Consider the following 13,221-nt stretch of genomic DNA (forward strand, 5'->3'; position numbering starts at 1 on the left):
ATCTGATTGCAGGGATCGGTATCCTCGGGAACTTCTGCCGTCGACCGGCGTACAGAATAAAGACATTCATTTTCACAGGATCCAAACCATGCATCTTCTGGTAGTCGAAGACGACGACATCGTACGCATGCTGATGGTCGAAGTGCTCGACGAGTTGGGCTACACGGTCATCGAAGCGGAAGACGCCGCCGCAGCACTGCGGGTGCTCGAAGACCCTGCGCAGGCCTTGGCGCTGATGATGACAGACGTGGGCCTGCCGGACATGCGCGGCGAAGTGCTGGCGCAACGCGCACGCGAACTTCGTCCACTGCTGCCGGTGTTGTTTGCCAGCGGTTATGCCGAGAACGTAAACGTGCCGGAAGGCATGCACCTGATTGGCAAGCCGTTCAGCATCGAGCAATTGCGCAACAAGGTGGTGGACATACTGGGTACGGCCTGATGCCCGCGTGGCGGCTTTCGCGGGCAAGCCCGCTCCCACCCGAACTGTGTAGCCTCAAAGGCTAGCGCCGCACCTGTGGGAGCTGGCTTGCCAGCGATAAGGTCGGCACAAGCACCACAAGACAGTTGCTCCCACAGGTCTTTAACGACTGTGGGGGCCGCAGCCAGCTACAGTTCGCGGCGTAACAGATACGTGTCCATGATCCACCCCTTGCGCGTCCTCGCCTCCTCCCGCACTTGCAGAATCTGCGCCTTCACCGCTTGCAATGGCCCGGCAATCAGCACCTCATCTGCGGTGCCCAGGTAAGCCCCCCAGTAAATCATCAAACCCGGGTCATCCAACGAGGCAAACGCGCACTGCCCGTCGAGCATCACCACCACATTGTCGATACGCTCCTGCTCGGCAAGACGACGCCCAGGCAGTACAGTCAGCGGCTCACCGATGCGATTGAGCGGTACTTGGTGGCGGGCCGCCAGGGCCTGGACGCTGCTGATGCCAGGGATAATCTCCACCTGTACGCGCACACCCAGCTCCCGAACCTTTTCAATAATTCTCAACGTACTGTCATACAGGCTCGGGTCGCCCCAGAGAAGAAAGGCGCCAACATCATCGGGGCCCAACTCCTCGCTCAATAGGCGTGAATACAGACTCGCCCGACGGACGTGCCAGTCCTGTACGGCGGCGACATAGTCCATAGCATCTGCATCACGAAAGGGATCTTCGACTTGCACCCACCGGTAACTGCCGGGCTGCACGTAGTGATCGACCAAGGCCTTGCGGGCTCGAGCCAACGCCTGCCGCTCCCCGCCCTTATCAAGCACGAAGAAAACCGTTGCTCGCCTGAGCGCTTCGACCGCTTCAAGGGTAATTTGGCGCGGGTCACCGGCGCCGATTCCTACTAATAAAATCGTATTCATCGTCTTGACCTGTTTTTTTGATTTTTCGACCGCCAATCACCCTACCCACAATCAGAATTTTTAATCTGTCAACCCTTAAAACTCCTAGTTATAAAGGGTTCAGGCTTTTATCAGACTGCGCACTCACCATTCGCCTACCTTCCGCGAAGAGATTAAAATATGCTCAGTTTTAAAAAACGCCGAGTCCCCCTCGCTCGTGTATTTCTCAGCACCCTATTGTTGTCAGGGTATCTTAATAATTGTGCGCTTGCAGAAGTCGACACCGTAACGCAACGCTTCGTTTTCCAATCAGACACTCAATACCCACGCTCGCCCAGCGGTTCTGACTACCCCGGGGAGTCGTTACCCCTTCTGGATGCGCAGAATGCTGCCATCACGGCCTATCGAGACGCCTATGGGGGTGGCATACCGATCATACTCAACGGCGACGTTACTGAGTTTGGCCACCGGTACCAGTGGAACATCATGAAGGGTCGGATGCTGGCTGGCACTTATTATGGACTGGGCAATCATGACTATGAAAATAACGTCGACGATTGCGGCCTCAATGAATGCGCCATGCTCTCCGTCGTTACCCACTTGACCGAAGATATAAAGGGCTGGGATGTGGACGCTTTTGACCAGTACCAAGAAGGCGATGGCAATCCTACCTGGCAAAAATATCACGGCAGCATGGCCTACAGAAAAACGTTCGGAGATTTCGCGTTCATTCAACTACACAATCATTTTGCGTATAAAAAAAGCTTTAGCGGCTGGTTTAACCAGGAGGATAAAACCGTTCACATCAAACCCTCTCTCGATTGGTTGGAGAGCCAGCTAAAAATTGCTGACCAAGCCGGCAAGCTGATTATTATCAACATGCATCGACACCCCGAAGACAACGACTGGGGAAGCGCAGCCGAGCGAACGCGGTTCCAGGAAATGGTGAACAAATACAAGGTGTTGGCCATCTTCATGGGCCATACACACGAGCTTGCCCTTCGAGGCAAGATTGGTGATGTGCCTGTTCTGGACTCGGGATCCCCTATTTATCAAACCTTTTTGGTCGGTGAAGCTGACCCTCAAGCCAATGCGTTCACGGTTAAGCAGGCAAAGGATAATACCCTGCTGACGCGCCCCCTTTTGACAATCCCTATTAGATTCTATGTACCAGAGCCGGCCGTTTTACCCTGGCCCGAATCGCTAGACTTCACATTACCGTTACTTCATGTACGGGACCGCGACATCTCCCATTTCGAAGTTTCGATTGATGGAAAGCCGTACGTGCGCTCCGACAGCAGAAAAAAGGTAACCATTGAGAACCTGACGCCCTACACACGCTACAACTACCGCATTCGCGTGTATGACAGTGGCAGTGCTACCCCCGTCAAAACGTACGACGGCACAGCAACTACCTTGAATGCGCTGTTGTCCCCGAAAGACGTGTGTTATGTGAGCCTAGGGGAACCCGGCAACCCCAACAATAGCTTCCGCATCCAATGGAGCCCGCCCTACCCTAACTATGCGCCGGGCAACTACTGGTTCCGTGTTGCGCTTTATACGCTTCAAGGCAATTTCATAAGTGAGCTTAGGGGGGCTGCTCAAGGAAGTCGCTCTCGTGAAATTCTATTTCCGGAACCAGACAACTTCATGAACACGCGTATTCACGTACGTTACCAATCCGCCGGACTGGTGGATGGGCAGGATGCCACCCTTGATCTGAAAAATATGTTTCAAGGCTGTGGCACCTGAGCCAACCTACAGGCCTGTGCGCTAACGGCGCGAGGACAAGCATCAGCCCTGCGGAGTGAGCCCAGGTCATATAGGCCTGGGCTCACATATATCACCACACAGAAAAGTTGTAACTTACAATGACGCGGGTCTCATCCATATCTCGCGCCCACTTCTCATAGTTGCTGCGGTAGGTGGAATTACGCAGGCGCACACTGACGTCTTTGAACGTGCCACTTTGCACCTGGTACTTGAACTCGGTGTCGCGTTCCCATTCCTTGCCTTCGGCCGTGCTACCCGGGACCTTGATGTGGTCGCCATTGATGTAACGGGTGAAGAAGGTCAGGCCGGGCACACCCAGTGCCTTGAAGTCATAGTCGTAGCGCAACTGCCAGGAACGCTCCTGGGCGGCGGCAAAGTCGTTGACCTGGGCGTAGTTGACCAGGTACGGGTTGCTGCCATCCAGGTAAGGCATGGCGCTTTCGCCGTACATGCGCTGCCAGCCGGCGCTGACCTTATGGCCGCCCAGGCTGTAGCCGAGCATGCCACTGAAGGCACGGTGGTCGATGTCGCCGGCGCGGGCATTGCCGATGTCGTCGCTCTTGATCACGCGCAGGTCGGCCGACAGGCTGCCTACCGCCAGCGGCTGGCTGGCCACCAGACCGAGGAAGTGCTGGCGATAGATGTTTTCAAGCTTGGCCACTTGATACTGAGCGCTGACGCGGTCATTGAAACGGTAATCGAGGCCTGCCAGGTCGAAGTGGTCGGCTTCGATGTCGCAGGCATAGCGCTTGTTCTTGCAGTGCACACGAATGTCCTGGCGATCGGTGGAATCACGCGCGGTGTATTTGTCCAGGCGGGCCAGGGTAAACTTCAAATCGCGCACTTCTTCAGAGGTGAGCATCGCGCCATGGAACATCGTCGGCAACAAGCGCCCATCGTTGTACTTGAGCAACGGCACATCCGGCATCATCGAGCCATACTTGAGCACGGTGCTGGACACCTTGACCTTGGCCGCCAAGCCCATCTTCGCGTATTGATCAGCCGAGTGCCGTGGATCATGGCCAGACGACGGCAACAGGCCGCTGTTACTGTCCGCAGGGCTGGAGTCGAGTTTGAAACCGACCATGCCCAGCGCATCCACGCCAAACCCTACCGGCCCTTGGGTGTAACCCGACAGAACATTGAGAATAAAGCCTTGCGCCCACTCTTCGCGCTTGGACGCGCCCTGGCTGGAACTGCTATAGCCGTCACGGAAATCCCGGTTGAAGTAGACATTGCGCGCTTCAACCTTGGCGCTGCTGTCTTCAAGAAAACCGGCGGCCTGGGCATTGACGCCGGCACACAAAAGGAACAGGCCGACAACACGGCGCCCAGGGGCGTGAGGGAGGGGGGCAAACATGCGAGGAAATATCCAGAAAGAAAGGCGAAAAACAACCTGCAGCAAACACCTGCTGCGGTACTGCGACACGCTCGAACAGTCGCCGAGCATCATCTGAAAGGATCGGTCAAAGGCTCTATTCCGGGCTATTGGACCTTGGTCTAGAGCCAGTCGCCGGCCCCGTCGAAGTCGTCAAAAACTGGCGCATGAAAAACCTGTAAAGTTCCGTGCTTACTTATAAAAAGTTTGCAGTTTACCCAGTAGCGATGAATGACTACACTCGATATCAGCGAACAGCGGAACCCACCCCGTGGCCGGCGTTTTGTTCTTCTTCAATGTTCGTCACGCCCTGCCACGAAAGACGTACAGGAGTGATTACAGTGTCCAGACTTGCAGAGTTTCGAGCTGCCGAAAAAGCGCTTCAGGAACAAATGGCTCAACTGGAAGCGCTGAAAAAGGATGCCGGCCTCAAACGCGAAATCGAATTCGAGCAGAAACTAGTCGGCCTGATGAAAAGCTATGACAAGGGTCTGCGCGATATCATCGCCATCCTCGACCCCAAGGCTGCCACCCGCCCTACTGCCGCAGCCCCCAAACAACAGCGCCGCCCACGCGTGGTCAAGGTCTATGAAAACCCGCACACGGGCGAGCTGATCGAGACCAAAGGCGGCAACCATCGCGGGCTGAAAGCCTGGAAAGAAGAGTACGGCGCTGCCACCGTTGAAAGCTGGGTACGCTGATGAAACGTCCACATGGACTTCACACTTTTTTCACAAGCGCTGGCTCAGTATCGAGACAGCTAAAGGACTAGCGACCCCACGCGCCCGCACATGCGGGCCTCTAATTCAAGCGCCCTGCCTCGTGCAGGGCGCTTTCATTTGCGCAATCGCTTCACTGCCGTATCATGGCCAGCCTGTCTGTTTTGCCGGTGCCGCGCACCGGCCCCGTCTCAGGAGTTCCCATGAGCCTGCACGATCTGCAAACCCTGCCTGGCGTCACCGCGCAGCCGGATGCCGCCACCTCCAAGTTCGTCTTCAACCACACCATGCTGCGGGTCAAGGACATCGAGAAGTCGCTGGACTTCTACACCCGTGTTCTGGGCTTCCGCCTGGTGGACAAGCGCGACTTCCCGGAAGCCGCCTTCAGCCTGTACTTCCTGGCCCTGGTCGACCCGGCGCAGATCCCTGCCGATGACGCCGCGCGCCACCAGTGGATGAAGTCGATCCCAGGCGTTCTGGAGCTGACCCACAACCACGGCACCGAAAACGACGCCGATTTTGCCTACCACAACGGCAACACCGACCCACGCGGTTTCGGCCATATCTGCGTTTCGGTGCCGGACGTGCGTGAGGCCTGCGCGCGCTTCGAAGCACTCGACGTGCCCTTCCAGAAACGCCTGGCAGATGGCCGCATGAATCACCTGGCCTTCGTCAAGGACCCGGACGGTTACTGGGTCGAAGTGATCCAGCCGACCGAACTCAAAGGCTGAGGCACAACGCTATTCGCTCGTCGGGCCGGGAACTCCCGGCCCCTTGCTGTGGTATATGAAGGTAACCGCTTCATAAGCACAGCGAGGTAAGGACGATGCAATCTCTTCACTGTGAGCACCGCAAGTACACCATCACCGCCAGTGTGATGCCCCACCCCGACTCCCCCCTGCCCTATGCCGCCGGCTGCCTGATCACCGACCCTGAAGGGCACACCAGCAAGCGCATCTCAATGCCGATGAAGTTCTTCTCAGACCTTGAGAATGCCCAGCATGTGTCGCTGGCCCATGGCCGTGCGCTGGTGGATCAGCAACTGGACGAGGGGCATAAAGCGTTCTGATTGACGCAACATAGCGCGCCCTCCTGTAGGAGCAGCCTTGTGCTGCGAAGAGGCCGGTGCAGCGATCAGAGATTGATGATCCTTCTACCGGCCTCTTCGCAGCACAAGGCTGCTCCTACAGAGGGTCGCGCGCGTATGCGACGGCCGCTTCCACCTGCTCACGCGTAGGCCGCACGCCGGTATACAGCACGAACTGCTCCAGCGCCTGCAGCGCAATCACCTCCAGGCCAGTGATCACTGGCTTGCCCAACGCCCGGGCCCGGCGAATCAACGGCGTCTGCGCCGGCATCGCCACCACATCGAACACCCGCTCGGCTGCCGCAATGGCCTGTTCGCTAAAGGCCAGCGCGTTGGCCTCCTGCCCGCCGGCCATGCCGATCGGCGTCACGTTTATCAGCATCGGCGGGCACAGGTCTCCGAGCTCGGCCACCCAGCGATAACCACAAACGTCCGCCAGTTGCCGCCCCGCCTGTTCATTGCGCGCGACGATCGTGCCCTGGGTAAAGCCCGCGTCACGTAAGGCACTCGCCACCGCCTTGGCCATGCCACCACTGCCGCGCAGAGCAAACGCAGTCGCCGGGTCGACCTCGTGTTGCGCCAGCAACTGTCGCACCGCCAGGTAATCAGTGTTGTAGGCCTTCAGATGGCCACCGGTATTGACCAGGGTATTGACCGACTCGATTGCCGCAGCGGACGGGTCCACCTCGTCAACCAAGGCCATGCAGGCTTCCTTGTAAGGCATCGACACCCCGCACCCGCGAATGCCCAAGGCACGAATGCCTGCGACCGCCGCCGGCAGGTCGTCAGTGCTCATGGCCTTGTAGTAGAAGTCCAGCCCCAATTGTTGGTAGAGGTGGTTGTGGAAACGCACGCCGAAGGTGCCGGGCCGCCCGGCCAGGGAGATGCACAGCACCGTGTCTCTGCTGGGAGTTGTCGACATAACCTGCTCCATTTTCAGAACTGAATCGTTTGTTCAGCGTATCAGACGCAGCCGCTTGTCGTCCCTTACACAACCTTTACCGTTTCCCTGTGCTCAGCTGACAGAGGCAGAGTCATAGTATTAGGGCCCCATCTGTGGGTTGCCCTGCGAGGACGCTTTATGAACCGTCACATTCCCGTAATCGCCCTGCTGGTCGGTGCCCTGGCCATCAGCGGACAAGCTGCTGCCCATGGTGGCCATGGTGGTGGCGGTGGTTGGTATGGACCCGGCCCGCTGTTAGGCGCGGCGGTGGTCGGTGCCGTGGTGGGGGCAACGGTTTATGGCGGGCGTGATCGCACCGTGTATGTGGAGCGCCAGCCAGTCTATTACGCACCGCAGCCCGTCTACGTACAGCCGCCGCCGCAGCCGGTGTACTACCAGCCCTACTATGCACCGGCCCCGCCGCCACCGGGCTATCGCCCTTATTACGGCCCGCCCCCGGTGTACTACGGGCCACCCCGTTGGTGATCGTTGATAAAACCAATGATCACTATCAACTCAGTTAATTTCAAACCGCTGCGGCCGCTGCGTAAGGTAGGGCCATGTTTTACAGGAGGTCCACATGGCCACTATCCAGATCATGTCCGTCGTCGGCAGCGCCGTCCCCCCTTCACTGCGCCAGCAGGGCCTGCTGGCCTGCTGGTACCTGGTGCGTAACGGTGAACCCGTGAGCGGCCCCTTGGCGACCCGCGCCTCGGCTCAAGCCCTGGCCGACCAGTTGCAGCCAGATACCCTGGTCGCTTGACAGTATTTGTTGTGCGTTGCTCCCTACCTTATGGCCCGCCGCTTGGCGGGTCTTTTTTTTTGCCCGTGTGATCCGACGAGTGGAGGCGGCAGAACCGATCCAGCATGAAGCTTTTTTCATTTCGCCGGGTCGCTTCAACGAGCAATCGACAGCACTTCGACCATACTCCACAATGCAGCGGTTTTTTGGGGGAAAACCCTTGCACAGCCAACGACATACCAACTTTTAGTGAGCCTCAACGTGAAAACATCCCTGTCCATCCTCAGCCTGCTGCTGTTGCTCACAGGTACCGCGACCCTCCCGTCGACTGCTGCTGCACAACCCCCGGCCCAGGTGCAACGTGACCCGGCCAAATTGCACTTGGCTTCGGGCAGCGCATTGCTGATCGACCTGAACACCAATCAGGAACTGTATGCCAGCCACGCCGACCGCGTGGTGCCCATTGCCTCGGTGACCAAACTGATGACGGCGATGGTGGTGCTGGACGCCAAGCTGCCCATGGATGAAATGCTCACCATGACCATCGCCAACAACCCGGAGATGAAGGGTGTGTATTCGCGGGTGCGCCTGGGCAGCCAGCTGAACCGCCGCGAGACCTTGCTGATTACCCTGATGTCGTCGGAAAACCGTGCGGCCAACAGCCTGGCCAACCACTACCCCGGCGGCTACCCGGCGTTCATCAAAGCCATGAACGCCAAGGCCCGCAGCCTGGGCATGGCGCACACCCGCTATGTCGAGCCGACTGGCCTGTCGACGCAGAACGTGTCCAGCGCCCGCGACCTGTCCAAGCTGTTGATGGCGTCGCGCAAGTACCCGATGCTGAGCGAACTGTCGACCACCCGCGAGAAGACCGTGGCCTTCCGCGCGCCCAACTACACCTTGGGCTTCCGTAACACCGATCACCTCGTAAACAAGAGCAACTGGGACATCAAGCTGACCAAAACCGGCTTCACCAACGAGGCTGGCCACTGCCTGGTGCTGCTGACCCGCATGGACAACCGCCCGGTGGCCATGGTGATCCTCGATGCCTTCGGCAAGTACACCCACTTTGCCGATGCCAGCCGCATGCGCCAGTGGCTGGAAACCGGTGCAGCCAAGCCTGCGCCAGCAGTGGCCATGCAGTACAAGGCTGACCGGGTGAAGGGGCGCTTGGCGGCCGAGTAAGCCAGGCGCGTTGCTATTGGCGTACGACCTGGGGGCTAGCTCGCTTGCACGATGATCTGGCTCTGCAGGTCCTTGACCATCGCCTCGAGCGTCGGCTTCATGGCGGCAAAATCCTCGGGTGAACACACCACGTTCGGGCGGCTGAACTTGAAGTGCCGCTCGATCACCACCGCATTTCCCTCCTGAGCGTACCGCGCGCTGTATTCCACATTGGCGTCTTGCAGACGCACCTGTTTGGGGATTGCCAGCACGCTGACCTCCGGTGGGAATTCGAAGCGCGATGTTTCCACGGTGTCGTTGGAAATGCACACGAAGTGCTGGCTGCGCTCCTTTTCCATGGCGAAGCTGTAGACGTTCTGCGAGATGCCCCCTGCCAGGCTGCTCAAGGCCACCACCCCCACCGGCCCGGGCAAGTTGACGAGGTTTTCCGTGCGCCCATCGACGGTGCTGACAAACTCGCCACTGGCGCTCGGCGGGCGTACCTCGAACGTGCCGTTGCCGCGCTGCCCATAGGCGCCGAGCACTTTTTCGACGAGCAGTTCACGGTCGGCCGGCTTCATCGATTTAACCCCATAACGGCTGACCTCGCTGGCCCAGCCTTGCACGGTGGCAACGTTGGTGAAGTCCGCCGCTCCCTTGCCGTTGACCTTGAACTTGAGGTCGCTGGATACCTTGTTGAGCTGTATGGCCGGGGTACGCCCGAACTCGCCTGTGGCAGTCAGCAGCACGCGCTTGTTCAATGTGCCCAGCGGCAAGTAGCCTGCGGCAATCGAAGGGTCGGTGGAGTCCAAATACAGGTCCAGGCTCGGCACGTAGGTGATCACGTGGTTCAACACCCCCAGCGCAGGGACCTTGGGAAACACATAGGCATTGCCCAGGTTGATCAAGGCCGGTGTGCTTTTGATACTCGCCGCCGCCAGCAGCGCTTCAAGCAATGCCACATGATCCTTGCAATCACCGTAGCGGTTGTCCAGCACGGTCTGCGCGGCATGTGGCACCACCCCACCGGCACCGACATACACGGCGACATAGCGAATGTTCTCACGCACCCAGTCGCTGAGCGTCAGCGCCTTTTCCCGTGCGGTAGGCAAGTGGGCCGTCAGGCGGTGCGCCAACTCGGTGATCGGTGCCGTGACCTCGACCTTGGCCCGTGCCTGGTAGGCCTCGGCGAACTGTTTGAAATCGGTGAAGGTCGAGACGGCCAGATAGTGCCCGTAGTCCAGGTAGGACACCGCACTGGCTTCGATCCGCGCCCGGTCCGCCGGTACGTAATCCCAGCGGTAGACCTTGCGCCCGGGTGCAGCCGCTGGCATCGACGCCTTGAAGCTGCGCGCGTCCGCTTGCAGGGGCATGTCCTCGGGCATGTCGTAGGTCAGCGTGAACTGCCCGACCGGGTGGAATTCCGGCACGGTGATGTCTTCGAACTGCCCCGGGAACAGCGGCGTGACACGGTTGCGCTGGTAATGCAGAACCAGGCGATCCCCCACCGCGACCTCAGGGAAGATGATCACCTTATTGACGCTGTCCTGAAACATCGGCGCCTGCGCAGACGCCTGCTCTTGCTGTTCCTTGATGTGTGCGGCATCCACCCGCACTTTGCGCCCATCGGGCTTTTGCGTGTAGGCCTCGATCACTTCCATGGTTTCCAGCGAGCGGTTGAAGCTCACCGGCTGCTGGGCGCGGGCCTTGATGGCGCGTTCGTCATTGATCAGCAAGACGCTGTCGACGTCCAGGCGGTGGCTGCCATCCTTCTGCACGACAAAGGTCTGCTCGACCTTTTCCAAGGTCACGGAGCGGTCAGTGCCATCGGTGAAGGCTTGCGCCGAGCCACACCAGCTCATTGCAAGCGGCAGCAGCACAGCGACAAGGTAAGACTGTTTCAGCATGGAGATCCTTCTCAATCCAGGTGTATCGAGGCCGTCATTAATCGACAATGATACTCATTGGCGTAGAAGGATAGCAAAATGATTGCACTTCCTGTGCTCACATCGCCAGCGCGGCCAACACCTCGGCAGACGTCGTCACCTGGCGGAAGTGGTGCTTCCACAGGTCGATGCCCATCTTCCCGGACCTGTCCAGCGACGACCCTACCGTCATGTCGGTCACCAGGGTTGGCGTGAGCCCCGCATCGAACAACGCAAAGCCTGCAGCCAGCACGCAGGTTTCGGTTTGCATGCCGCACACCAGCACCCGCTCCACGCCCAGTTGCTTGATGTATTCGAGGGTTTCGACGGTCTGCCCGTAGCCATGCTTGACGAACACCTGGTCTGCTTCGACCAGGCTCTCGTCCTCGGCTGCCGGGTGCCAGCCCAACTGACGCTGGAACGGCGTGGCCTGCTCATCGTGCAGTTCGACCGAGGCGATGGTCGGGATATTCGCCGACAACCGCCGCAAACCGTCGACCAGCCATTCGGGCGGGCTGAAGGTGGATTGAACATCGACGATGAGCAAAACCTGGCGCATAAGGGTCTCCGGCCATGGGCAAAAAGCGCCGAGTATAACGTGGTGCTAGCACTGCGGTTTGCTGAAAACAGTGCCTGCATGACCCGCATCGAGGCTACCGCCGATGCAATGCTAAGGTCTGATACTTCTAGCCATCCCCGCGATCCACGCAGCTTCCATCTTTGCCCCAACCACCTCGAATTCAGGATGGTGGTTTCGGTACTCGGAAATCTCCGCCAGTGCAGAGTTCATCCCTGTATGCACTCTACCGAGCAATTCGTTGCAGCGGGCTTCTGTGAAATTGCAGGCGCTACGCCCGAACTGAACCAGCATCTTGCGCTTCGGCCACGCCTTGGACCCTCCCAGCAACAGCCCCATGATGTCATTGGCTTTGTACACGGTTGTCGTCACTAGGTCGTAAACCGGTGCGAGCCAGATGTCGGCGTCTTCAGCGCAGTTTTCATAGAGCAAACCAAAATTCTTCAAATGCGCGTCGCCGTTCTGAATACCCGCAGAAAGCGCCACCATGATGAAAAAGTCCTCCAGCGCCTTGGTCACTCGGCTAGGCGTGACGTAGGACTTGATCAGCTGTGCGCAGCCCTGGTAGCTGCCGTCATACTTCTTTCTTGTCCCCCAGCCGGATAGCACGCACATGTCCTCGAAGCCGAGGTAGTTGCTATCGCCGATGTCGAACCGCTTAACAACCAGGAACCTTGCATGCTGACTGAGTTGAAACTCAGGGACCTCTAGACCGCAATAGAATGCTGCCCGCATACAAAAAAACTCATTCGCCGCCAGTTGCGGGAAGTCAGATTCGTTGAACGCCTTGACTATGTGCGTGGCACCACGATGCGTGAGCCGCTCAACCTCAACCTCGACCTCGGCATCGCCAATGTCACGTACCAATACCTTAGGTTGTACACCTGACACCCCGGAGTACGACGCGTAAGTTCTCATCAGATCATCAAACAGATCCTTTGCCCCATCATGAATCAATAACGAGGCGAGCTTGACCCCCGGCAGCGGCTCGCCATTTACTTGATGGGCGATGCTGATACGGCCCAACTGGTGCGGACCAACGATACCGAGCAAGGCGAAGTCGTCAAAACCGCGTACTGACTTGCTGAAACGCCGCACGAGTTCGTCTCTGAGGTATCCCTCAGGGATGTGCATTTCGAACAGTGGATGGATTCCGTATTCCCAGGTATAGCTCTCAAGACGTACTGGCATGGTCAGCGAGACTGCTTGCTCCTGAGCGACCGCCCCGTTATAGGAGAAGATCGAATCGCGCGTATTGGCCTCGCTGCGCCCGAGCGTGCCGACGGCCACACCGCTGGCACCAATATACAAACGATCAGCGACCATGATCATGGACACTTGCGGATTTTAGTTCGTCGAGCGTCATGCGTCGACGCTTGGGTATAGCCGTCAACTCATACCCCAATCCCTCCAGGATCGCTGCAACCTTGCGAATCCCGACCTCCGCAATCGTATTGTTTTCAATCCCCGAGATGGTCGCGCGGCTCATGCCGTGCCGTAGAGCAAGCTGCGCTTGGGAAAGGCCTGCCTCTTTACGCAATTTTTTGATCAGAAGCCCTAGGTCGCCCATATCGCCAC

The 13,221-nt window shown here is 58.5% G+C and carries 15 protein-coding genes; 8 read left to right on the forward strand and 7 right to left on the reverse strand.

Going from position 1 to position 13,221, the window contains the following annotated elements:
• Nucleotides 1-88 precede the first annotated feature (88 nt).
• Nucleotides 89-439: a response regulator gene (locus tag D886_RS0109605; RefSeq protein WP_027593722.1), complete on the forward strand. Its 351-nt coding sequence runs from the start codon at nt 89-91 to the stop codon at nt 437-439.
• A 167-nt stretch (nt 440-606) separates the two neighbouring features.
• Here D886_RS0109605 and cobF read toward each other — a convergent pair whose 3' ends face one another.
• On the reverse strand, nt 607-1,356 hold the full coding sequence (gene cobF, locus D886_RS0109610; protein WP_027593723.1) for a precorrin-6A synthase (deacetylating): 750 nt from the start codon (nt 1,354-1,356) through the stop codon (nt 607-609).
• A gap of 159 nt (nt 1,357-1,515) precedes the next feature.
• Between cobF and D886_RS27430 the strand changes: the two genes are divergently transcribed.
• Nucleotides 1,516-3,087 (forward strand): metallophosphoesterase, encoded by a 1,572-nt coding sequence (locus D886_RS27430; RefSeq protein ID WP_050580742.1) that lies wholly within the window; start codon nt 1,516-1,518, stop codon nt 3,085-3,087.
• A 91-nt stretch (nt 3,088-3,178) separates the two neighbouring features.
• Here the strand turns inward: D886_RS27430 and D886_RS0109620 are convergent, their stop codons facing one another.
• Nucleotides 3,179-4,468, reverse strand: a complete 1,290-nt coding sequence (locus tag D886_RS0109620) for an OprD family porin (protein WP_027593724.1) — start codon at nt 4,466-4,468, stop codon at nt 3,179-3,181.
• Between the two features lie 359 nt (nt 4,469-4,827).
• On the opposite strand from D886_RS0109620, the gene D886_RS0109625 reads away from it, so the two are divergent.
• From D886_RS0109625 to D886_RS0109635, 3 genes are all read left to right on the forward strand, one after another.
• A complete protein-coding gene (locus D886_RS0109625; RefSeq protein WP_027593725.1) occupies nt 4,828-5,187 on the forward strand; it encodes a histone-like nucleoid-structuring protein, MvaT/MvaU family in 360 nt (119 codons plus the stop codon).
• 221 nt (nt 5,188-5,408) lie between these two features.
• Nucleotides 5,409-5,936, forward strand: coding sequence for a lactoylglutathione lyase (gloA, locus tag D886_RS0109630; protein ID WP_027593726.1), 528 nt, complete (start codon nt 5,409-5,411; stop codon nt 5,934-5,936).
• Between the two features lie 95 nt (nt 5,937-6,031).
• A complete protein-coding gene (locus tag D886_RS0109635) occupies nt 6,032-6,274 on the forward strand; it encodes a hypothetical protein (RefSeq protein ID WP_027593727.1) in 243 nt (80 codons plus the stop codon).
• A gap of 115 nt (nt 6,275-6,389) precedes the next feature.
• On the opposite strand, the gene D886_RS0109640 is transcribed toward D886_RS0109635, so the two are convergent.
• A complete protein-coding gene (locus D886_RS0109640) occupies nt 6,390-7,214 on the reverse strand; it encodes a shikimate 5-dehydrogenase (protein ID WP_027593728.1) in 825 nt (274 codons plus the stop codon).
• 159 nt (nt 7,215-7,373) lie between these two features.
• Between D886_RS0109640 and D886_RS0109645 the strand changes: the two genes are divergently transcribed.
• The 3 genes from D886_RS0109645 to pbpG all read left to right on the forward strand — a co-directional run bounded on the left by D886_RS0109645 (nt 7,374) and on the right by pbpG (nt 9,162).
• Entirely contained in the window at nt 7,374-7,721 is a 348-nt protein-coding gene (locus D886_RS0109645; RefSeq protein ID WP_027593729.1) for a hypothetical protein, read from the forward strand.
• 94 nt (nt 7,722-7,815) lie between these two features.
• Entirely contained in the window at nt 7,816-7,998 is a 183-nt protein-coding gene (locus tag D886_RS0109650; RefSeq protein ID WP_027593730.1) for a hypothetical protein, read from the forward strand.
• Between the two features lie 240 nt (nt 7,999-8,238).
• Nucleotides 8,239-9,162, forward strand: a complete 924-nt coding sequence (gene pbpG, locus D886_RS0109655) for a D-alanyl-D-alanine endopeptidase (protein WP_027593731.1) — start codon at nt 8,239-8,241, stop codon at nt 9,160-9,162.
• Nucleotides 9,163-9,197: 35 nt separating this feature from the next.
• Here the strand turns inward: pbpG and D886_RS0109660 are convergent, their stop codons facing one another.
• The 4 genes from D886_RS0109660 to D886_RS0109675 form a co-directional block, all read right to left on the reverse strand.
• Nucleotides 9,198-11,048: a DUF3857 domain-containing transglutaminase family protein gene (locus D886_RS0109660; protein WP_027593732.1), complete on the reverse strand. Its 1,851-nt coding sequence runs from the start codon at nt 11,046-11,048 to the stop codon at nt 9,198-9,200.
• Between the two features lie 97 nt (nt 11,049-11,145).
• A complete protein-coding gene (locus D886_RS0109665; protein ID WP_027593733.1) occupies nt 11,146-11,625 on the reverse strand; it encodes an isochorismatase family cysteine hydrolase in 480 nt (159 codons plus the stop codon).
• A gap of 111 nt (nt 11,626-11,736) precedes the next feature.
• Complete coding sequence (locus tag D886_RS0109670; protein WP_027593734.1) at nt 11,737-12,975, reverse strand: type II toxin-antitoxin system HipA family toxin; 1,239 nt, start codon at nt 12,973-12,975, stop codon at nt 11,737-11,739.
• Nucleotides 12,959-13,213 (reverse strand): helix-turn-helix domain-containing protein, encoded by a 255-nt coding sequence (locus tag D886_RS0109675; RefSeq protein WP_027593735.1) that lies wholly within the window; start codon nt 13,211-13,213, stop codon nt 12,959-12,961. Before D886_RS0109675 ends, D886_RS0109670 begins: the two co-directional genes overlap by 17 nt.
• Nucleotides 13,214-13,221 lie beyond the last annotated feature (8 nt).

Source organism: Pseudomonas sp. LAIL14HWK12:I7, assembly GCF_000483465.1.
In the GTDB taxonomy this organism is placed as follows: Bacteria; Pseudomonadota; Gammaproteobacteria; order Pseudomonadales; family Pseudomonadaceae; genus Aquipseudomonas; species Aquipseudomonas kermanshahensis.

What these genes read in the sequence shown, in the direction of transcription:
- D886_RS0109605 (WP_027593722.1), top strand. Translation starts at nt 89, where the DNA reads ATGCATCTTCTGGTAGTCGAAGACGACGACATCGTACGCATGCTGATG.
- cobF (WP_027593723.1), bottom strand. Translation starts at nt 1,356, where the DNA reads ATGAATACGATTTTATTAGTAGGAATCGGCGCCGGTGACCCGCGCCAA.
- D886_RS27430 (WP_050580742.1), top strand. Translation starts at nt 1,516, where the DNA reads ATGCTCAGTTTTAAAAAACGCCGAGTCCCCCTCGCTCGTGTATTTCTC.
- D886_RS0109620 (WP_027593724.1), bottom strand. Translation starts at nt 4,468, where the DNA reads ATGTTTGCCCCCCTCCCTCACGCCCCTGGGCGCCGTGTTGTCGGCCTG.
- gloA (WP_027593726.1), top strand. Translation starts at nt 5,409, where the DNA reads ATGAGCCTGCACGATCTGCAAACCCTGCCTGGCGTCACCGCGCAGCCG.
- D886_RS0109635 (WP_027593727.1), top strand. Translation starts at nt 6,032, where the DNA reads ATGCAATCTCTTCACTGTGAGCACCGCAAGTACACCATCACCGCCAGT.
- D886_RS0109640 (WP_027593728.1), bottom strand. Translation starts at nt 7,214, where the DNA reads ATGTCGACAACTCCCAGCAGAGACACGGTGCTGTGCATCTCCCTGGCC.
- D886_RS0109645 (WP_027593729.1), top strand. Translation starts at nt 7,374, where the DNA reads ATGAACCGTCACATTCCCGTAATCGCCCTGCTGGTCGGTGCCCTGGCC.
- D886_RS0109650 (WP_027593730.1), top strand. Translation starts at nt 7,816, where the DNA reads ATGGCCACTATCCAGATCATGTCCGTCGTCGGCAGCGCCGTCCCCCCT.
- D886_RS0109660 (WP_027593732.1), bottom strand. Translation starts at nt 11,048, where the DNA reads ATGCTGAAACAGTCTTACCTTGTCGCTGTGCTGCTGCCGCTTGCAATG.
- D886_RS0109665 (WP_027593733.1), bottom strand. Translation starts at nt 11,625, where the DNA reads ATGCGCCAGGTTTTGCTCATCGTCGATGTTCAATCCACCTTCAGCCCG.
- D886_RS0109670 (WP_027593734.1), bottom strand. Translation starts at nt 12,975, where the DNA reads ATGATCATGGTCGCTGATCGTTTGTATATTGGTGCCAGCGGTGTGGCC.
- D886_RS0109675 (WP_027593735.1), bottom strand. Translation starts at nt 13,213, where the DNA reads ATGGGCGACCTAGGGCTTCTGATCAAAAAATTGCGTAAAGAGGCAGGC.